18 protein-coding genes are annotated in these 18,707 nt (G+C 43.4%); 12 read left to right on the forward strand and 6 right to left on the reverse strand.

The window, feature by feature from the left end; all coding sequences use genetic code 11:
* Positions 1-13: 13 nt before the first annotated feature.
* The 3 genes from L3V36_RS06335 to L3V36_RS06345 form a co-directional block, all read right to left on the reverse strand.
* Positions 14-250, reverse strand: coding sequence for a hypothetical protein (locus tag L3V36_RS06335; RefSeq protein ID WP_004730045.1), 237 nt, complete (start codon positions 248-250; stop codon positions 14-16).
* A 163-nt stretch (positions 251-413) separates the two neighbouring features.
* Entirely contained in the window at positions 414-1,040 is a 627-nt protein-coding gene (locus L3V36_RS06340) for a D-Ala-D-Ala carboxypeptidase family metallohydrolase (RefSeq protein WP_065205875.1), read from the reverse strand.
* Between the two features lie 211 nt (positions 1,041-1,251).
* A complete protein-coding gene (locus tag L3V36_RS06345; protein WP_004730049.1) occupies positions 1,252-1,566 on the reverse strand; it encodes a DUF496 family protein in 315 nt (104 codons plus the stop codon).
* 195 nt (positions 1,567-1,761) lie between these two features.
* On the opposite strand from L3V36_RS06345, the gene L3V36_RS06350 reads away from it, so the two are divergent.
* From L3V36_RS06350 to luxQ, 5 genes are all read left to right on the forward strand, one after another.
* On the forward strand, positions 1,762-1,962 hold the full coding sequence (locus tag L3V36_RS06350) for a hypothetical protein (RefSeq protein ID WP_004730052.1): 201 nt from the start codon (positions 1,762-1,764) through the stop codon (positions 1,960-1,962).
* A gap of 63 nt (positions 1,963-2,025) precedes the next feature.
* Complete coding sequence (locus tag L3V36_RS06355) at positions 2,026-2,682, forward strand: YceH family protein (protein WP_017094684.1); 657 nt, start codon at positions 2,026-2,028, stop codon at positions 2,680-2,682.
* Positions 2,683-2,997, forward strand: coding sequence for a GIY-YIG nuclease family protein (locus L3V36_RS06360; protein WP_004730056.1), 315 nt, complete (start codon positions 2,683-2,685; stop codon positions 2,995-2,997). It abuts the gene before it with no gap.
* Between the two features lie 308 nt (positions 2,998-3,305).
* Complete coding sequence (locus tag L3V36_RS06365; protein WP_004730058.1) at positions 3,306-4,400, forward strand: autoinducer 2-binding periplasmic protein LuxP; 1,095 nt, start codon at positions 3,306-3,308, stop codon at positions 4,398-4,400.
* Positions 4,400-6,970, forward strand: a complete 2,571-nt coding sequence (luxQ, locus tag L3V36_RS06370) for a quorum-sensing autoinducer 2 sensor kinase/phosphatase LuxQ (RefSeq protein WP_065682312.1) — start codon at positions 4,400-4,402, stop codon at positions 6,968-6,970. Before L3V36_RS06365 ends, luxQ begins: the two co-directional genes overlap by 1 nt.
* Before the next feature lie 61 nt (positions 6,971-7,031).
* On the opposite strand, the gene L3V36_RS06375 is transcribed toward luxQ, so the two are convergent.
* Positions 7,032-7,691, reverse strand: a complete 660-nt coding sequence (locus L3V36_RS06375) for a PilZ domain-containing protein (RefSeq protein WP_102491108.1) — start codon at positions 7,689-7,691, stop codon at positions 7,032-7,034.
* Between the two features lie 194 nt (positions 7,692-7,885).
* Between L3V36_RS06375 and L3V36_RS06380 the strand changes: the two genes are divergently transcribed.
* The gene (locus L3V36_RS06380; RefSeq protein WP_208774676.1) at positions 7,886-8,236 is read left to right on the forward strand and encodes a HopJ type III effector protein; all 351 of its coding nucleotides are present in this window, start codon (positions 7,886-7,888) and stop codon (positions 8,234-8,236) included.
* Positions 8,237-8,351: 115 nt separating this feature from the next.
* Here the strand turns inward: L3V36_RS06380 and L3V36_RS06385 are convergent, their stop codons facing one another.
* Entirely contained in the window at positions 8,352-8,660 is a 309-nt protein-coding gene (locus L3V36_RS06385) for a DUF1289 domain-containing protein (RefSeq protein WP_017079638.1), read from the reverse strand.
* A gap of 159 nt (positions 8,661-8,819) precedes the next feature.
* Here L3V36_RS06385 and yegD point away from each other — a divergent pair, with 159 nt between their 5' ends.
* The 4 genes from yegD (at position 8,820) to L3V36_RS06405 (ending at position 13,506) form a co-directional block, all read left to right on the forward strand.
* Positions 8,820-10,172 carry a molecular chaperone gene (gene yegD / locus L3V36_RS06390; RefSeq protein WP_208774677.1) on the forward strand — a complete coding sequence of 451 codons (1,353 nt, stop codon included), beginning with the start codon at positions 8,820-8,822 and terminating at the stop codon, positions 10,170-10,172.
* A gap of 492 nt (positions 10,173-10,664) precedes the next feature.
* Positions 10,665-11,741: a porin gene (locus L3V36_RS06395; RefSeq protein ID WP_102446817.1), complete on the forward strand. Its 1,077-nt coding sequence runs from the start codon at positions 10,665-10,667 to the stop codon at positions 11,739-11,741.
* 349 nt (positions 11,742-12,090) lie between these two features.
* Complete coding sequence (locus L3V36_RS06400; RefSeq protein ID WP_004730071.1) at positions 12,091-12,723, forward strand: fumarylacetoacetate hydrolase family protein; 633 nt, start codon at positions 12,091-12,093, stop codon at positions 12,721-12,723.
* Positions 12,724-12,873: 150 nt separating this feature from the next.
* Positions 12,874-13,506, forward strand: coding sequence for a LysE family translocator (locus L3V36_RS06405; protein ID WP_102446815.1), 633 nt, complete (start codon positions 12,874-12,876; stop codon positions 13,504-13,506).
* A 106-nt stretch (positions 13,507-13,612) separates the two neighbouring features.
* Here the strand turns inward: L3V36_RS06405 and L3V36_RS06410 are convergent, their stop codons facing one another.
* Positions 13,613-15,337, reverse strand: coding sequence for a phospho-sugar mutase (locus L3V36_RS06410; protein WP_208774679.1), 1,725 nt, complete (start codon positions 15,335-15,337; stop codon positions 13,613-13,615).
* Positions 15,338-15,805: 468 nt separating this feature from the next.
* On the opposite strand from L3V36_RS06410, the gene coxB reads away from it, so the two are divergent.
* Both coxB and ctaD read left to right on the forward strand, forming a co-directional pair.
* On the forward strand, positions 15,806-17,044 hold the full coding sequence (gene coxB / locus L3V36_RS06415) for a cytochrome c oxidase subunit II (protein ID WP_208774681.1): 1,239 nt from the start codon (positions 15,806-15,808) through the stop codon (positions 17,042-17,044).
* Positions 17,041-18,702 carry a cytochrome c oxidase subunit I gene (ctaD, locus tag L3V36_RS06420; RefSeq protein WP_208774682.1) on the forward strand — a complete coding sequence of 554 codons (1,662 nt, stop codon included), beginning with the start codon at positions 17,041-17,043 and terminating at the stop codon, positions 18,700-18,702. The genes coxB and ctaD overlap by 4 nt, the downstream gene beginning before the upstream one ends.
* The last annotated feature ends 5 nt before the right edge of the window (positions 18,703-18,707 follow it).

Raw genomic sequence — 18,707 nt, forward strand, 5'->3', positions numbered from 1 at the left:
AGCACTGTGCGATTTAGCGAACTTCTAACCCAAGGTTGTATTGCGCAAGGCAGCGACCGACATAACTAATCTTTAGTAATGCAGCCACTAAGATCGTGCTGATGTGTGCGACAATTTGAATTGGCAGTGAGAAGTGATCGGCCATCGGATAAGCAACAATAATACTGAGTAGCATAAGCAAGGCGGTGGTTGCTAGACTGAAGTTTGAAACAGAAAGTAGCGTTTGAAAGCGTTGAGTCATCGTCTTCATATTGAATTCCTAATTGCTATTAATAATTATGATACTTGTTATCAATAGCAATTAGCGTTCCAGTTTATTTTAATCATTAAATCAGTTAGTTAAAGTGTCACGATAATCATTTGAGTCATAATGACATCAATAATTATCATGTCCTTATGACTCTATCGAGTAGTTACCACTGTCTGAATCCGCAAGTATCGATGTGGAATCGAACACCAGAATACAACCCCAGCCCAACGTTATTTTTTTGCCCAAATTCAGCATGAATCTTTTTAAGTTTCACGTGTAGATCTTCGCGAGTAATATCATTCGCAGGCACTAAGTCTAAGGCGCAGAATTCCAAGTGTTTACTTCGCAGTGCGCCGCCAGCTTGTTGATTGTAAATATTGGTTCGCTCTCCGGACACAGGGATAACAACGCCAATTTCAGGCTCAATATATTGTTGTATGTACTTAAGGGTATTGATCATGTTTGGCACATGTTTCTTATTGGGAAGGGTGAACAGGGTCGTATTACTCATTGCCCAATCCGTGCCTTGCAACAAGACTAAATGCAGAGGCATGCTCTGAGTGATGCCGTTGTCTTTGAGCTGTTGACCGATCGCTTTGACTTGATCTTGGGCGTGGTTAAGGAGCATCCAACCTCGAAATGCTGATCGGGTCGGAACCTTGTAGCCATGAACATCGACCACGAGATCGTCATAAGTGATTTCGGTTTCTTCGGTATAAAGTTTCTCAAATTTTTCAGGGTAAGGTTGTGTCGTTGATAACGCCAAGGTAATCAGAATACTTGCGTACATAGGTCACTCCGTTGCTTACGTTCACTCGTTATTTAGTTTGATACTGCTGTTGAGTTTCATTCATTTTGCTTAGGTACGCTTAAGTCTAGACGGTTAGGTTTAGATGCTTAGGTCTAGATGCTTAAGTATAGACGCTGGAGTTTAGGTACAAAAAAACCCACTACTAAGAGTGGGTTACTAACATTGTTACAAGTAAATTAGCGAGGTTAGATTACTTCTTACCTTGAGTTTGCTTGTCTTCTTCTGTTAGTTCACGAATGCGGCGGCTGATGTCGCGACGAGCTTTAGAGATCTCTGCACTCTTGATGATGTGATCATCAACGCGGTCTTCGTAGTCAGCTTTCATGTTTTTGATAATGCCTAAGATCTCGTCGTGAGTCATCTCTGGCTTGATGTAATCAAGTAGGTTATCAAGAAGGTCGACACGCTTGCGGTTGTCGCGAACTTTCTTTTCGTTGTCTAAAAGTTCACGCTTAAGTTTGTTCTTACGTCGTGCTTGGTTAACAATTTCAAATACGCTGCTCATAGATTCCTTTTCCTAATCGTCAAATACGTTGTCTGGTTCTGATTAAAGCACATCAGTTAGTGTTGTAACAGTCTTTAGATCAAAGCAAAAGTAAGGTTGTATAATTATTCGGCACTCTCGCTAAAGTGCGATTGTTTTTATCTAACTGTTCAAGTTAGTATCCAGTATAGACACGGCATTGATACGAAATGTGAAATGAATCAACAACAACTGGAAACAGAAGATTTGGGCGACGATGTCACTGAACCTTCGGCAGAGCAAAACAAGCTTCGTGATGCGTATGTACAAGAACGTACTTATTTGGAAGTCGTGGAAATAGAGCTAAATCGTTCTAAGATCATAATGATTGATGAACAAGGCAGAAAGAAACGAGTACCGATTTTGTCTGAGCATTAGCCATTACTGGCTGCATTGTTAAATGTTGAGATGGAATTATCAAAATAATAAAAAGGAAAAACGATGAACACAGTACTTTCCCCAATTGAAGCGAGAATTATCGGTTGCTTGATCGAGAAAGAAGTCACTACCCCGGATCATTACCCGTTAACGTTAAACAGCTTAACGACTGCATGTAACCAAAAGAGTAACCGTGAGCCAGTTCTCTCTCTGTCTGAGTCGGACGTTTTAGATGCGGTTGATGGTTTGATAGCTCGCCGCATGGTGAGTGATGAGAGCAGCTTCAATAGCCGTGTTAATAAGTATCAGCATCGTTTCTGTAATACTGAATTTGGGGATTTGCAATTTACAGAGCAAGAGCGCGCAATCATCTGCTGTATGCTGCTTCGCGGGGCGCAAACTCCTGGCGAACTGCGCACTCGTACTGGTCGTCTTGCTAATTTTAGTGATGTGAAAGAGGTTGAAGCGACACTCGATAAATTAGCCGTAAGAGAAGCGGGTGCTTTAGTCGTGAAGCTACCACGTGAAGCGGGTAAACGTGAATCACGCTACCAGCACTTATTGAGTGGTGAAGTGGATGTTGAAGCGTTTGCGACGGCATCGGTAAGTGCGGTTGCACCCTCTGCGACAAGCGAAAAGTTTGAAGAGCTTGAATCAGAAGTCGCAAGCCTACGTGAAGAAGTGGCAGAGCTTAAGGCTCTGGTTGAATCACTGCTTTAGATGTCTGAGTCTGATAAAAATGCGGATTGGGTCGTGTACTTAATCCGCAATCGTCACAATGCCCTTTATTGTGGCGTGACGAATAATTTAGAGCGTCGATTTGAACAACATCAAACGGGTAAAGGTGCCAAAGCGTTAAAAGGTAAAGGCCCACTTAAGCTAGTTTGGAGTTTTGGTGTTGGATCAAAAAGTGAGGCGTTGAAAACTGAATACGCGATCAAACAACTACCAAAATCTCGCAAAGAAAAATTGGTATCACTCAAACTAATTATTGAGTGGCAACAAGACAGAATTCAATATATCGAAGTCTCATAATTCATAGCTAAAATGTTTGTTATTGATTAAATATTAATAATGTAATGGACTATAATAAATCAATGTAAGCTCATGAATTTTAACGGTAATTACTCTTTTTGTGAATGGGCTTAAATCATCATTGAACTCGTTGTTCTTAATCTCCATTCCAAATTAACATATTGCTCATTTAGAATGTCGTTCTAATTAGTGTTAGACGCTATCATTTATCATCGTTGTCCTACATAATATCTTTCAGCCATACAAAGAGATGGTGTCATGCTAGGTTAAAAAATGAGCCAAAGTAGCTCATATAAAACGAGAAAAATATGAAACGTTTACTGATGTTGTTTGGACTTGCCGTATTTTCTGCGTCCGCTCTCTCCCATGGTACTCATGTCCTCAATGGGTACTGGGAATACCAAGATTATCTTTCCAAGTTTCCAGAGCAAAAAGCACTGACCGATAAAATGGTCGAAGCTGTGCAAAATCACCCTGTGCCATTGAGACGAGCTCAGAATGAGCCTATTACGATCTCAGTGGTGTATCCGGGTCAACAGATCTCCGACTACTGGGTTCGTAACATTCAAGCTTTTGAGAAACGCCTCGATAAGTTGAGAATCAACTATCAAATAAATCAGGTGTTTACCCGGGTTAATGCCGATCTCACGCAAACAAGTATTTCATTGCAAGAAGCGATAGAGAACAAAACGGACTACTTGATTTTTACATTAGACACGACGCGCCACCGCAAGTTTATTGAGCACGTGTTGAGCTCTACTGACACCAAACTCATTCTGCAAAATATCACAACACCAGTGCGTGCTTGGGCTGATAGACAGCCGTTCATGTATGTCGGGTTTGATCATGCGACAGGCAGTTTAAAATTGGCGAATTACTTTAAAGAAGTGAGCAAACCAGACAGCAAATATTCTGTGTTATATCGCTCAGAGGGCTATATCAGTGATGCTCGTGGAGATACCTTTATCCATGATGTGAACACCGATACGAACTTTGATCTTAAGTCTTCATTTTACACGAAATCAGACAAAGAGAGTGGTTACCAAGCGGCTAAAATCAGCATTGCGAACGATAAGGACCTAGACTTTATCTATGCATGTGCAACCGATGTCGCTCTGGGCGCTGCGGAAGCCATTCGTGAATCTGGTCGAGATATCTTAGTTAATGGCTGGGGAGGCGGATCCGCTGAACTGGAAGCCATTGCAAAGGGCGATTTAGATGTCACAGTCATGCGTATGAATGACGATACCGGTATCGCTATGGCAGAGGCGATCAAGTGGGACCTAGCCGGATTGGAAGTTCCTACGGTTTACTCTGGTGAGTTTGAAGTTGTGACCAAAGATGATTCACCAGAACGTATTTCAGAACTTAAGCAGCGAGCATTTAGGTACTCAGGTCAATAATGAAGAAAAGCTACGCCAGTACACCTAGGAACACCTTAGCTAAACTCATTACGCGTATCATTATTTTAGTGATAGGCGTGATGGCACTTGGCGTACTTATTCATAATTATGAAACCAGCAGTAATATCGTAAAGCAAGAGACGAATCGAACGGTCCAGCAAACCTCTAGCTTGATCCAAAATATGTTTGATTACCGTTTGTCGGTGCTGCAAATCCATCAAGACAGTAGCTCACACAGTGAAACACTCAGAGCGTATTTTGATACCCACAATGAAGAGGCTCTGAGTTATTTCTTTTTTGGTGTTGACCAAAGAGAACCGGATCATGCGCCGGATCTTCGCTTTGTTTCTACTCATGACGGTTTGGCCTGGGAAGATGGCAACGGTCAGTTTTATGGATTGGACTCGTCCAACTTAAAACATATCTCTGATGAGGTTTCATTTAGTAGTAACTGGCATTTCATTAAAGTGATAACCGATATTGGTAAGCGTCATTTGTTGGCTCGCCGAACCCCTATTGTGGATAACAAAACAGGTGAGGTTCTTGGCCAGCTCTATATCGCGATCGTACTTGATAACAATTTCTCTCTGGCTGAGTCTATTCAGAAGGGCAGCAACTGCGAAAATATTGTTATCGAAGCGCACGGAACACCGGTTACGTCGACATTCAGTGGCGATGAAAGTTACACAATAACGGACATCCTCAACTACAAAATGTACGAGCAACTGCCTCGTCATTTCGTCACCATCGCGACCATTAAGATCAATGCCGTTGAAACGCCCCTTACCATTCGAGCTGTCCAAAAGAACACTAACTTCATTGCGTTAGAAGAGAACTATGAGCGTGCGATCATTGTTGTGATTGTGGTGATCATATTGATGTCTTTCTTTGCGCGAGCTTGGATTCAAAGAAAGGTGGCGGCTGAACTCGATAAGTTGATGGACTTTACCCGCTCAGCAAGTGACGGCGAAGAGTACAACAAGTTCGATGGCTCCAACATTTTCGAGTTTCATCATATTGGTTGCACCCTTGAGGACACTTTTGAACGTTTATCTGAACAGAACCAAAAGTTCCAAGATCTCTTTAACTTTGCTCATTCACCTATCTTGGTTTGGTCAGATAAAGGTGACTTAATTCAGATGAACCCTGCTGCTCGTATGGCGTTATTTGACGCCGATGATAACTACGGAGCAGTGGCTCAAGAGTTTGAGCATCGCATGCTACCGAATATTCATATGGTGGTTCAAGGTTCAAAGCTGACGGGCATTAACGTTCCCATTGGTGAAAAGGTGTTTCGCTGGAACATGTCTGCTATTCGTGTGGAACATGGCATTACCGGTGTCGTGGTACAAGGCCAAGACATTACTAAGCTCATTGAAGCCGAGAGGCAGGCTGATCGAGCAAGAGAAGAAGCTGAGCACCTTGCGAATGTGCGGGCAGATTTCCTCGCAAAGATGAGCCATGAGATTCGTACACCGCTTAACGGTATTCTTGGTGTTTCTCAGTTGCTAAAGCGCTCTATACACAGTGAAGATAACCGTGAACAGGTGGATGTACTTTGTAATAGTGCGGAACATTTGCTGGCGGTACTTAACGATATCTTGGACTTCTCAAAGATAGAGCAGGGGCAGTTCAATATTCAAAAGAAAGACTTCCGCTTAGGGGAACTGGTTAATACATTAGACAGTATCTATCGTCCGCTTTGTGGCGATAAATCGATCGCATTTACTATTGTGAATCACTTGGCTGATGACATTGAAATAAACACCGACCAAGTGCGCTTGAATCAAATCATGTTTAACTTGGTGAGTAACGCTCTTAAATTCACTCACCAAGGCGGTATTTCCGTTAGTTTTGAACTCGAAAGTATCTTTAACTCAGACCATGCGAGTTTGATCGTTCGAGTGAAAGATACCGGTATTGGTATTGATGAAAGCAAGATTGACGCTGTATTTGAACCCTTTGTTCAAGCAGAAGAAACCACGACTCGTGAATATGGTGGGACAGGGTTGGGCCTAACGATTGTAAAAAATCTGGTCGATATGCTAGAAGGGGACATTCAAGTCCGCAGTGAGATAAACCAAGGTTCGGAGTTCATTATAGAAATTCCAGTGGAAGTGCACTCTAAGCCGCTATTGGACATGAAGCAACAAGCCGATATCGAACCAGAGGCGTTGTTTAGTCGATCTTTGAACGTATTGCTGGTGGAAGACAATCACACCAACGCCTTTATTGCGCAGGCTTTCTGTAAAAAATATGGCATGGTAGTTACTTGGGCAAAAGATGGCTTAGAAGCGCTAGAAATGGCTAAGGCGACAACCTATGATCTTATTTTGATGGATAACCAACTTCCCAATCTTGGTGGCGTTGAAACTACTCAGCAACTTAGGAACGATATTGGCGTTACAGCCCCGATTTATGCGTGTACCGCGGATGCTCAAGCGTCGACAAGAGACAGCTTTATGGCTGCTGGGGCTAATTACGTGATTGTAAAACCCATTAAAGAAGAGTCGCTACACCAAGCATTTGTTCATTTTAAAAACGCACATTGGGATGTAACGAACTACTGATCTAAACCTTTGAAAGTGCGATAAAACAAGTGTTGTGAATAAACTTTACTTGAACACGCATTTATACAAAGCCGGCAACAAAGGCTTGCTCCAACAGCAGCGTTTTTAACTCGTCACTCATATCTAGGTGTTCAGGGAACTGAATGCCTAATAGCCAACCTTGGCCTTGTCTTTTTTTGCTCACTACGTTGTAGACCTGTTCGCTATCTAAGTACTCACTTAAGACAGAGTTTACTTGTATCTTCCAACCGACATCGATATCGGATTGCTGGGTAATATAGACGCCACAGCCTGAGACTGAAAAATCGACCAGAGTGGCATCTAATGACAAAGTATCAAAGGTTACTTCACAGCTGAGCCGTACCTTATATCTTTCGTGTTCACGGATAGGCTTGGTCGCAAAGCTTGAAGGCGGACGAAGAAAAATAAGGTGTGCTGGCGAGGTGATATGAGCCAGTACGTTGGTTTTAAACGCGACAATGTGTCCAAGTTCGGTGTCGGTGATGGCACGAACAATAATATCCACGTTGATGAGTTTTCTGAGCGTCAGTGCTTCTGTCGCTTTTTGTGACAGCTCAAGGACAAGGTATTGTTCTTCTTTGTGTCCGATATAGAGTGTAGTGATCTGGATCGAGTCGTCTGGGCCAAATTCTAATACACCTGCTGTTTTTGTACCGGGTTTGAGGTATCTAAACAGTTCTAAGTTTTTATCTTTATGCATATTCGTTACTGAACAATGTTAATCGTCTGATAAAATAATATAACGTCCTGATAAAACTATGTCATTAGTTTCATTGAGGTAATTTGCAGTATTCGTTCAAAAAGTGAATCGCTGTCCCAAGTAAACAACGGCTTACTCTTGTCGTAAAACAAGATACACTGCTGACAGATATATACTTGATGGAGAAATAGTAAATGGAACTGGAAACCTTATTAAATACTCTGGCTGAAACCCCAGAAAGCGTGCAATTTGAAAATACAATGCAAGTGATCGAAGCTCACTATGTTTTTGCGGAGAGTGAATTTCGCAATGGTGAAGTGGTGAATACCGCAGGGCAGAATAATGGTTCGTGTAAGATTTTTGCTTTTGGTTTAGAGCAAGGTTTATCTGCGGAGCAAACACTTGCTTGTTTTGGTCAATTTTATCGTAACGACGTGCTAGGTTTTCCAGAGAACACGGACCATCAAAATATTCGTAACTTCATGGTTCATGGTTGGAACGGTATACAGTTTTCTCAGCCTGCGCTGGTTGCAAAAACGAAGTAGGCACTAACCAAATAAATCTCAGTATTTTGAAGCGAGAAGCAATCTCTCGCTTTTTTGTCTATGTTGAACCGGTACGTAACCTGCAGAATAGGTTCTAAACTACTGTACAGGTAACCTACTGAATAGGCAGTTCAGACAAGCATTTACGGCACAGACATACTCCAGCTTTTGGAATATCGCTAGTATCACGCTTTTCTAGTTCAAAACACCAACACGTCTCTTTGCCCGCACTGATATCGCATTGAGCTGGCTCATTACATTGCGGACATTGGTGAGTCGAACTAACACCAGTAAGATTATCCATAACCGACGTTTGCTCTTCTTCAGATAAGCCTTTCCAGCCTATAATTTCATCCATTGTTCGAAAGCAGCCACTGCACATTCCGCCATTATTTTTACAAGCCGCTCGGCAAGGTGTTTTCATTTATCTAACCTGTGATTCATTTGGGCTGAAATGTAGCATATTTGTTTGCCTATTAAGAGCCGTTAGGCTAAGAAATTACTCAGTTAAATTTAGAAATGACCTCGTAATTTTTAGGCTTTTCATGTAGCATCTCGCCCCTTTTGTTGAGTGGGGGATATTATGTTTATTGGATTTGATTATGGAACAGCGAACTGTTCTGTCGCGGCAATGGTTGATGGAAAACCAAGCCTGTTACCGCTAGAAGGTAACAACCACTATATTCCCTCAACCGTGTTTGCGCCTACTCGTGAAAGTGTTTCTGAGCATCTATTTCGCCATTTGAATATCAAACCGAGTGATGCGGTTGGTGAGCAAGTGTTACGACGTGCTATTGCTTTGAATCGAGAAGAGAGTATTGATTTGGTGCCAGAAGATATGGCGTTTGGTCAGGCGGCGTTGGATCTTTACTTAGAAGACCCTCGCGATGTTTATTACGTAAAATCCCCTAAGTCTTTTCTTGGCGCAAGTGGGTTGCATGATGTTCAGGTGAGTTTCTTCGAAGATTTAGTGTGCGCCATGATGGCAAATATTAAACACCAAGCAGAACTCACGACTCAAGAGCAGATCAAACAAGCTGTTATCGGTCGACCAATTAACTTCCACGGTCGAGGTGGTGAAGAAGCAAACCGACAAGCTGAAGACATACTCTCACGCGCAGCTAAGCGTGCAGGCTTCCTTGATATCGCTTTTCAATTTGAACCAGTAGCCGCAGGCCTTGATTACGAAAGTACCCTGACTGAAAACCAAACGGTATTGGTTGTGGATATTGGCGGTGGTACCACCGATTGCTCATTGTTAGAAATGGGGCCAACTTGGTCGGGTAAAGCGGACCGAACCCAGAGCTTGTTAGCTCACAGCGGGCAAAGGGTAGGGGGTAATGACCTTGATATCTACCTTGCCTTCAAGCAGCTGATGTCACCTTTCGGTATGGGCAGCAAAGGCATTTCGGGTATCGATATGCCGCTGACTCAATTCTGGAATCCAATTGCAATCAATAATGTCGAAGCTCAAAAGAACTTCTATTCTCGCGAAAACCTAGCGGCCTTGAAGTTACTTCGTAAAGAAGCTTCAGACCCTCAAAAGCTAGAGCGTTTGATGAGGGTTTATCATGACACTCTAGGCTATAGCATTGTACGCAGAGCTGAAGAAGCCAAGATTGCACTAGCAGAATCTTCTCAATATCGTGCTGCGGTGAATGTTGCTTCTGAATTGGTCGAAGTGGACATTTCCGTTGAGCAGATGGTGGAAGCTATTGAATCGCCAAAGTCTAAGATGATTGAGTTGGTTAAAGAAGCCATGCAACAAGGCCAGAAAAAGCCAGACGTAATTTACATGACGGGTGGTTCAGCTCGTTCACCTATACTTCGTGAAGCCGTACAACAAGCATTGCCGAACGTACCGATCGTGAGCGGTAACTACTTCGGTTCAGTAACCTCAGGTTTAGCTCGTTGGGCTGAGGTTTGCTTCAAATAAGAGTCCAGTGATGAGTTATTAAGGGCAACCAGTCGCTGATTGGTTGCCCTTTTTTTGTGTTTTCTCTAGTGAAATTTTAATTGAGCAATTTTTTCTAGCTTAAATCGAGAATTGTTTCACAAAGCTAAATATTTCAACTCACTTCATCATGTTACAAAATGTTTCAGTGTCGAGGGTGTATCTCTCGATGGTCTGATGAGTGATTTCTCGATTTGATTTTTAATGCTTATTTGTCGACTATAAAATCAAAAATAGCCGAAGCTTTTGTCTAAAAAGATAAAAAATATTACCAGTAATTATCTGCTTATCTTGTTGTTTTAAAATTATTTTTTGCTTCTTATAGTGCGATTTTTTTTATTTTATATATTTTAATGCAACTTTTTTGTCATTCGTATATTAGTGTTTGCCTACTTGTTAAATGCAGGTAACAACTTCTCCGTAAGCACGAGGTTGTTAGTGAATAACTCACCCAGTTACATAATGGATATGACAATGAATAAGAAACTTTTAGCGCTAGCAATTTCTGGTGCAGTATTTGGTACACAGGCAGTTGCTGTAGAACTTTACAACGAAGACGGCACAACATTCTCAGTTGGCGGCCACGTTTCTGTTGCAGTTGGTGACGTAAACAGCGATGACCGTCAAAACAGCGATGACATCGGTGTAGAATCTGTTTCTCCACGTATCAACTTCGGTGCAACTCATGAACTTGGTAACGGCTTTACTGCTGATGCTAAAGGTGAATGGGCGCTAAACATGCTAGACGGTGGTGATCAGTCATTCACAACTCGTCTTGGTTACGTTGGTGTTTCTCACGACGATTACGGTCGTGCTGCAGTAGGTACTCAATGGGCACCTTACTACAACGTTGCTGGCGTAGCAGATATGCCAATCGCATTCGCGAATGACTTCATCTACGAAGATCACGGTAACCTAGGTACTGGTCGTGGTGAAGAGATGGTGAGCTACGCTAACGCTATGGATTTTGGTAACGCTGGCTCTCTAGCAATTGGCGTTGCATGGCAAGGTCGCAAGGTTTCTGACGAAGAATACAACAAAGTTGCTTCAGAGAATAAGTACGGTAACCGCGGTCAAATCGCTTTGAACTACGATATCGCTAACTTCTCTGTGAACTACGCTTACAATACTGGTGACGTTACTTTCGGTACTGGTGCTAATGTTGGTACTGATTCAAAGACTGCTGATTCTAATGTACTAAGTGCAACTTACGGTTCATACGGTTCTGAAGGTCTTTACGTTGCAGCTGTATACGCAGCGAACAACTACATGAATAATGGTAAGTTTGGCGTTATTTCAGAGTCTACAGGTTACGAATTTTTAGCATCTTACGCACTAGCTAACAGCCTTAACCTAAGCGTTAACTACGAAGCTGTAGAAGATGACAAGATGAGCGAAACAGTATTTGCTACAACTGCTCTACAAGCTGAATACAACTTCACATCTCAGTTCGTAGGCTTTGCTGGCTACCAGTTCGACCTACAAGGTTCTGGCGTGTACAAAGAAAAAGCTGATGACCAGTGGCTACTTGGTGCTCGTTACTACCTATAAGTCGAAGACTTATTTAGCATAGTGTTTACTCCTTAAATTTACCTTTTCGGATACTGTCCTAGACACCATGCTAAGCCCTCTCAAGCCTTTTGGTTTGAGAGGGCTTCTTTCGTTTTAATGCTCTTCAAATTTAACTGCCTACTTTAGTTTCATTTTCTCTAATTTATGTAAGCCGATGACTCTATTTCTGGAGGGTAGGTCGAGATATACACCGATATTTACCTAAAAGTATTCAAATCAATGAATTGAGCTCAAGATCAGAATTTAGAGATCGGTAATCATCTTGTCGAAGACTCTCATTTTATGATGCGCTAAACTCTGCTCTCTAAAAATAGTTCAGGGATAAACTATGAGCAGCGTTGTAGATCAGAAACAATTGATGAATTCGAAACGAACAGCAACCCCAACAAAAGTACTGTGTGTTGGGCGTAACTATGTCGATCACATTGAAGAACTTAACAATGCGATCCCTGACTCTATGGTGGTTTTCAATAAGCCAAGCACCAGCGTTACTTCCTCTCTGTCTTCTTTTCATCAAGAAGCGCTGCACTACGAAGCAGAAATCTGTTTTATTGTTGAAAAAGGTGAATACTCTGCTGTGGGATTCGGTTTAGATCTTACTAAGCGTGAGTTGCAAAGCAGTTTAAAAGCCAAAGGTTTACCTTGGGAGCGTGCCAAAGCCTTTGATGGTTCCGCTGTCTTTAGTCGCTTTGTTCCCGTTGATAATTTTGATCTCTCTGACTTAAACCTAGAACTATTTATTAACTGTGTCCGCGTTCAAAAGGGTCACGTTGAGCAGATGCTGTATTCTCCACAAACTATCCTAGAAGAGCTCTCTTCTTACACGACTTTGCTTGATGGCGATGTCGTAATGACAGGTACCCCAAAAGGTGTTGGTGAGGTCCATCGAGGTGATATCTTCCTTGGCCGCCTAAAGTGTGGTGAAACGACATTGATTGAGATCGAGTGGGTAGCAAGTTAAGTAGTCTTTTCTATTTGGTTAATAAATTCACTTTATTGTTCGTTGATGGTATTTAATTCGAATATTTTACCATCCTACAACCAATTGCATCTGGAAGGGTGTTGGTAATTGATATAAAATCCGCCTCCGTTTTTATCAATACTGAAACCCATGATCGATTTAACCATCCTACCTGTTTACCTGACTGCCGTTGTTGCACTTCTCCTTTTACCTGGCCCTGATATGTTACTCATCGCGAGCTCAAGTATGAGCTATGGCCGCAAGGTTGGTGTGTTTGCAAGTTTGGGTAACGCGACTTCTGGAATTATCCTGACAGTATTAGCAGCAATGGGTGTTTCAGCATTGATTGCGATGAGTCCAGTGGCTTTAAAAGCCCTTCATTTGTTAGGCGGTACCTACTTATTAAAAATGGGGTGGGATTGTCTTCGAACAGAGCAGGGCAATGCGCCTGAGTTAAGCGACAACTTTGCTGCAAAAGCCTACTATCAACGAGCATTGATTAGTAACCTGCTTAACCCTAAAGCGTTGGTTTTCTTTGTGATGTTCTTACCACAGTTTGTGTCGACGAATATTGAAGCGACTTCTGGTGAGCAGATGCTTGTTCTGGGCTTATTGCTGAATGTTCTCGGTTTAACGTTCAACTTTTTGCTGGTGGCTTTAGTGGGTACGATTGGTAAGTCTCTGGTAGAAAATGCTAAGTTTCGTACCTATCAACAGAAAGTGATGGGCGGAGTCTTCATCGTGTTGGCTATCTGGATGTTGTCTTCTTTCTTTACTTCGTAGACGAATCAAATCAGATATCTTCTCGCGGCTAGCCGCTGAGACAAAAATGGACGCTTCGAGCGTCCATTTTTTATATTTAACCGTTACATGCTGAACATGTTAACTGCTATGAGTTCAACTCTTGTTGATGCTGTTCAATCAGTTTACTCATGTCTTCTTCACCGCGTAGGCGAGTGTCTTCGTATGTTTCTGTTCCTTCGAACTTTGTTACCGTCTCATAATAGACTTTCACTTTTGGTTCTGTGCCTGAAGGTCGGACGATAATGCGTGTGCCATCTTCTAGGTGATAGATGAGAACATCACTTGAAGGCAGGTTAATCGCTTCAGTATTGCCACCAATGACGAAGCGTAAAGAAGACTGCAGATCTTCAATCACCGAGATAGCAACACCGTTTATTGCTTTAGGTTGTGCCGCTCTGAGTTTAGAACCAATCGACGGTGAATCCGGGTCAAGAGCAATGCTTCGCTGCGCGTTGGTATGAACACCATGTTCAAATGAAATCTGAGCGAGAAGATCCCAAACCGTTCGACCTTGAGATTTCAACTCTTCAACCAATTGAGCAAACACGACGATAGCAGACAGCCCATCTTTATCTCGTACTTGGGTACCAATTGTGTAGCCTAACGCTTCTTCATAGGCGAACAAGAACTCATTCTGCTCATCCTCCAACTGCATCCCAATATTCGCCAACCATTTAAAGCCCGTTAGCGTTTGGAAGTAAGTCGCACCGTGGGATTGAGCCACTTTTTCAAGCAGAGTTGAAGAGACGATGCTGTTACCAACTAGCTGATTTTTGGTATGCGGCTTTGAGAGTAAATAATGCGCGAATAGCACACCGACTTGATCGCCCGTTAGCATTTTATAGGAAGCATCGTCAGTTCTAGCTGTATCGTCGGTTCTAACCGCAACGGCAAATCGGTCTGCATCTGGATCATTGGCGCAAGCAATGTCGGCATCAACACTTTTTGCTAAGTTAACCACGAGATCCATTGCCCCTTTTTCTTCTGGATTCGGGAAGTTCACGGTTGGGAAGTTGCCATCAGGCTCTCTTTGTTCGGCCACACTGAAGACTTTGTGAAATCCAGCATCGTGAAGAAGATCTTCCGCCATTTTTGCACCCACCCCATGCATTGCTGTGTAGGTGATGGTGGTATTCGCCGATTCAAGAGCGTTATTCACGTACGGACTTTGATTAATAGCAGCACGGTACGTTTGATAATAACCCTCAGTTAACCACACTAGTTTACCTTGTGTTTCGGCATCACTTAGGCTCATTAAAGGGATCGGCTTGGTCGATGCGATATCGATTTCGCCGGCAATACCTGCATCGTGAGGGGGAATGATTTGAGCGCCATTCTCCCAGTATACTTTGAACCCATTGTATTCCGGCGGGTTGTGGCTCGCCGTAACAACAACAGCGGCAGCCGCGTTGAAATGCTCAATACCAAAAGCAACGATAGGTGTTGCAGCGACATCGGAGGTTAGGTACACCTTAATGCCCAAAGCGGTGAGCACAGAAGCCGTATCAATTGCGAATTGCTTTGAATCTAAACGCCCGTCATAACCCACAACGACGCCACGAATCGAGGCATTGGCGACATGTTCAATCAAGTAATGGCCAAGGCCCGTTGCCGTTTCTTGTATCACCAAGCGATTCATTCTATTTGGACCGCATCCTACTTTGCCTCTTAACCCTGCGGTTCCGAATTCTAATCGTTGAATAAAGCGGTCTTCTAGTTCGTCGTGCATTCCCTCATCAATGAGGTGTTGAAGCTCTTCACGAGTTCTTGGGTCTGGGTCTCTCGCTAACCAGTTCATTGCATCTTGCATAATCACTAAACCTTTTAATGTCGGTATGACTTACTGTTGATCTAATTTAAGTGATATTGATTATCATTTCCATGAAAGCAATCGTAAAACTCAATATAAAATAATTTATAACGGCGAGGGCACGTGGATTAAGCCACTCTCAATAATTGACTGTTTAATAAGTAAACTTACCTTGAACAATTGGATATCACTAACTAGCCTTTTACATAAATATAACAAAATTTAACAAATTCGCCGTTTTTGAATCTTTCATGGAAACTTCCAACGCTTATGAGCCGTATTAGATCTTAGGTTGATATGAGGTCAGCAGCCCGTTTACAGGCTAGTTCCATGTGAGTTGTAGATTGAGATTCAGCCTTTCATTTGCAGCTGGGATAACAATGAATGTTGTTCAGCTCGCAACGAAACACAGCTCGCAACGACATTTAGGTCGCAAGTATCCAATTAGGAAGGATAAGGAGAGATCTTTTGAAAAGATTACTGGTTAGGCTAGGGTGGCTTTTGAAAAGTTTTGTTGTGGTTTTGGTATCGCCTTTGGTGCATGCCAGCACTGAATACAACATGACTCAAGGTGTCACTGAGATCAGCGGTAAGGTACACGAACTTCATATGCTGATCTTCTACATCTGCTGTGCGATTGCTTTTGTTGTTTTTGGTGTGATGTTTTATTCAATTTTGAGACACCGAAAGTCGAAGGGGGCGGTTGCTGCTCATTTTCACGAAAGTACGAAAGTCGAAATCCTTTGGACCATCATTCCTATTATTATCCTCATCGCTATGGCCATACCTGCGACCAAGACTTTGATTGCGATGGAAGACACCTCTCAATCAGAACTCACTATCAAAATTACAGGCTCGCAATGGAAGTGGCACTACAGCTACTTTGGCGAAGATGTTGAGTTTTTCAGCCTTTTAGCGACCAGCGATAAAGAGATTGAAGGCATTGAAGTGAAAGGCGCGCATTACCTGCTAGAGGTTGATAAGCCGCTTGTACTGCCTATCAATCGTAAAGTCCGCTTTTTGATGACTTCCGATGATGTTATTCATTCATGGTGGGTGCCAGCATTTGCCGTTAAGAAAGATACCATTCCGGGCTTTATCAATGAAGCTTGGACAAAGATAGATGAGCCCGGTGTTTATCGAGGCCAGTGTGCTGAGTTATGTGGTCGTGCTCATGGCTTCATGCCGATAGTGGTACAGGCTATGGAGGAAAACGAGTTTGATACATGGTTAGCGGACCAGAAAGAATTGGCGATAACCGCACAACAAGCCGCGCAAGATGCATTAGATGCGTCACTTTCTTTGGCAGAGCTCAATACTATTGGCGAAGAGGTATATAAAACTCGTTGTGCAGTTTGTCACCAAGTGAATGGCGAAGGTATCCCTGGAGCATTTCCTGCCATCAAAGGAAGCCCTATTGCGCTTGGCGATGTGGGTGTTCATATCGACACCATTGTTTATGGTCGTGGGGGAACGGCGATGCAGGCGTTTGATAATCAGTTAACCGAGAAAGAGATCGCAGCGGTAGTGACCTACCAGCGAAACGCTTGGGGTAATGATACCGGCGATATTGTTCAGGCTTCAGATGTGAACGCTTATAAAGCCAAGCAAGAAGGCGGAGGCCAAGCAGCTGACGAACAAGGTTCAACGGACGAAACGCAAGGCTCAACGGATCAAGCACAAAACGATGCTAAGGAGCAGTTATGAGTTCACCAATCAATAAGCCGGTGAAATCGGCTCCTGCAGAAGACCAAGTTCTGAGCCATTCTGCGGAAGGTACGCTGGGCAATGATGATTTGCCTGTTGACGATCACGACTTACATGCAGCACCTAAAGGCTGGGCTCGTTGGCTTTACTCAACCAATCATAAAGACATCGGTACACTTTATCTGTGGTTCAGCTTTGCGATGTTCTTAACGGGTGGTGCCATGGCTATGGTGATCCGTGCTGAGCTATTCCAACCCGGGTTGCAACTTGTTGAGCCAGATTTTTTTAATCAGATGACCACTGTCCACGGCTTGATCATGGTATTCGGTGCCGTGATGCCAGCATTTACGGGCTTGGCTAACTGGATGATCCCGATGATGATCGGTGCTCCAGATATGGCGTTACCGAGAATGAACAACCTCAGCTTCTGGATTCTGCCTTTTGCTTTTCTAATCTTGATCGGATCTTTGTTTACTGAGGGAGGCGGCCCAAGTTTTGGTTGGACCTTCTACGCGCCACTTTCGACAACTTATGGCCCAGACAGTACCGCGCTATTCGTATTCTCAGTTCATATTATGGGGATCAGCTCGATCATGGGGGCGATTAACGTGATCGTAACCATTGTTAATATGCGCGCGCCGGGCATGACTTGGTTCAAGCTACCGATGTTCGTATGGACTTGGTTAATTACCGCTTTCTTGCTGATAGCAGTGATGCCCGTGCTCGCGGGGGCGGTGACCATGGTGCTGACCGACAAATATTTTGGGACTAGCTTCTTTGATGCCGCAGGTGGTGGGGACCCGGTGATGTTCCAGCACATATTCTGGTTCTTTGGGCACCCCGAAGTGTACATCATGATCTTGCCGTCTTTTGGTATTGTCTCAGCCATTATCCCTGCATTCAGTGGTAAGCGCCTGTTTGGTTATCACTCTATGGTTTATGCGACCTGTAGTATCGCATTGCTGTCATTCTTGGTTTGGGCGCACCACATGTTCACCACGGGTATGCCAGTATTTGCAGAATTGTTCTTCATGTATTGCACCATGCTGATCGCTGTGCCGACCGGTGTGAAAGTCTTCAACTGGGTGGCAACCATGTGGCGGGGTGCTTTGACCTTTGAGACGCCAATGCTGTTTGCGATTGCCTTCATTGTTCTGTTTACGATTGGTGGTTTATCTGGATTGATGCTCGCTATCGTGCCAGCTGATTTCCAATACCACGATACCTACTTTGTTGTGGCTCATTTCCACTATGTTCTGGTGACAGGTGCTGTGTTCTCAATTATGGCCGCCGCCTATTACTGGCTGCCGAAATGGACTGGGCATATGTACGACCACAAGCTCAGTCTGTGGCATTTCTGGACGTCGGTAATTTCAGTCAATGTACTGTTCTTCCCGATGCACTTTTTAGGACTAGCGGGCATGCCGCGTCGTATTCCTGATTACGCGATTCAGTTCGCCGACGTTAACCAAGTGGTGTCGATTGGTGGTTTTGCCTTTGGGTTGTCTCAGCTGATTTTCTTATGGCTAGCGATTAAGTGCGTAAGAGGCGGAGAGCCTGCACCAAGCAAGCCTTGGGACAGAGCTGAAGGACTTGAGTGGACAGTACCAAGCCCTGCGCCTCACCACACCTTTACTCATCCACCTAAAGTGGATTAGAGGGA

The organism is Vibrio sp. G-C-1 (assembly GCF_021728015.1).
In the GTDB taxonomy this organism is placed as follows: Bacteria; Pseudomonadota; Gammaproteobacteria; order Enterobacterales; family Vibrionaceae; genus Vibrio; species Vibrio splendidus.

What these genes read in the sequence shown, in the direction of transcription:
- L3V36_RS06380 (WP_208774676.1), top strand. Translation starts at nt 7,886, where the DNA reads ATGGAACTGGAAACCTTATTAAATACTCTGGCTGAAACCCCAGAAAGC.
- L3V36_RS06355 (WP_017094684.1), top strand. Translation starts at nt 2,026, where the DNA reads ATGAACACAGTACTTTCCCCAATTGAAGCGAGAATTATCGGTTGCTTG.
- L3V36_RS06345 (WP_004730049.1), bottom strand. Translation starts at nt 1,566, where the DNA reads ATGAGCAGCGTATTTGAAATTGTTAACCAAGCACGACGTAAGAACAAA.
- L3V36_RS06340 (WP_065205875.1), bottom strand. Translation starts at nt 1,040, where the DNA reads ATGTACGCAAGTATTCTGATTACCTTGGCGTTATCAACGACACAACCT.
- L3V36_RS06365 (WP_004730058.1), top strand. Translation starts at nt 3,306, where the DNA reads ATGAAACGTTTACTGATGTTGTTTGGACTTGCCGTATTTTCTGCGTCC.
- L3V36_RS06405 (WP_102446815.1), top strand. Translation starts at nt 12,874, where the DNA reads ATGATCGATTTAACCATCCTACCTGTTTACCTGACTGCCGTTGTTGCA.
- L3V36_RS06350 (WP_004730052.1), top strand. Translation starts at nt 1,762, where the DNA reads ATGAATCAACAACAACTGGAAACAGAAGATTTGGGCGACGATGTCACT.
- L3V36_RS06400 (WP_004730071.1), top strand. Translation starts at nt 12,091, where the DNA reads ATGAGCAGCGTTGTAGATCAGAAACAATTGATGAATTCGAAACGAACA.
- yegD (WP_208774677.1), top strand. Translation starts at nt 8,820, where the DNA reads ATGTTTATTGGATTTGATTATGGAACAGCGAACTGTTCTGTCGCGGCA.
- L3V36_RS06335 (WP_004730045.1), bottom strand. Translation starts at nt 250, where the DNA reads ATGAAGACGATGACTCAACGCTTTCAAACGCTACTTTCTGTTTCAAAC.
- ctaD (WP_208774682.1), top strand. Translation starts at nt 17,041, where the DNA reads ATGAGTTCACCAATCAATAAGCCGGTGAAATCGGCTCCTGCAGAAGAC.
- luxQ (WP_065682312.1), top strand. Translation starts at nt 4,400, where the DNA reads ATGAAGAAAAGCTACGCCAGTACACCTAGGAACACCTTAGCTAAACTC.
- L3V36_RS06375 (WP_102491108.1), bottom strand. Translation starts at nt 7,691, where the DNA reads ATGCATAAAGATAAAAACTTAGAACTGTTTAGATACCTCAAACCCGGT.
- L3V36_RS06410 (WP_208774679.1), bottom strand. Translation starts at nt 15,337, where the DNA reads ATGCAAGATGCAATGAACTGGTTAGCGAGAGACCCAGACCCAAGAACT.
- L3V36_RS06360 (WP_004730056.1), top strand. Translation starts at nt 2,683, where the DNA reads ATGTCTGAGTCTGATAAAAATGCGGATTGGGTCGTGTACTTAATCCGC.
- L3V36_RS06385 (WP_017079638.1), bottom strand. Translation starts at nt 8,660, where the DNA reads ATGAAAACACCTTGCCGAGCGGCTTGTAAAAATAATGGCGGAATGTGC.
- L3V36_RS06395 (WP_102446817.1), top strand. Translation starts at nt 10,665, where the DNA reads ATGAATAAGAAACTTTTAGCGCTAGCAATTTCTGGTGCAGTATTTGGT.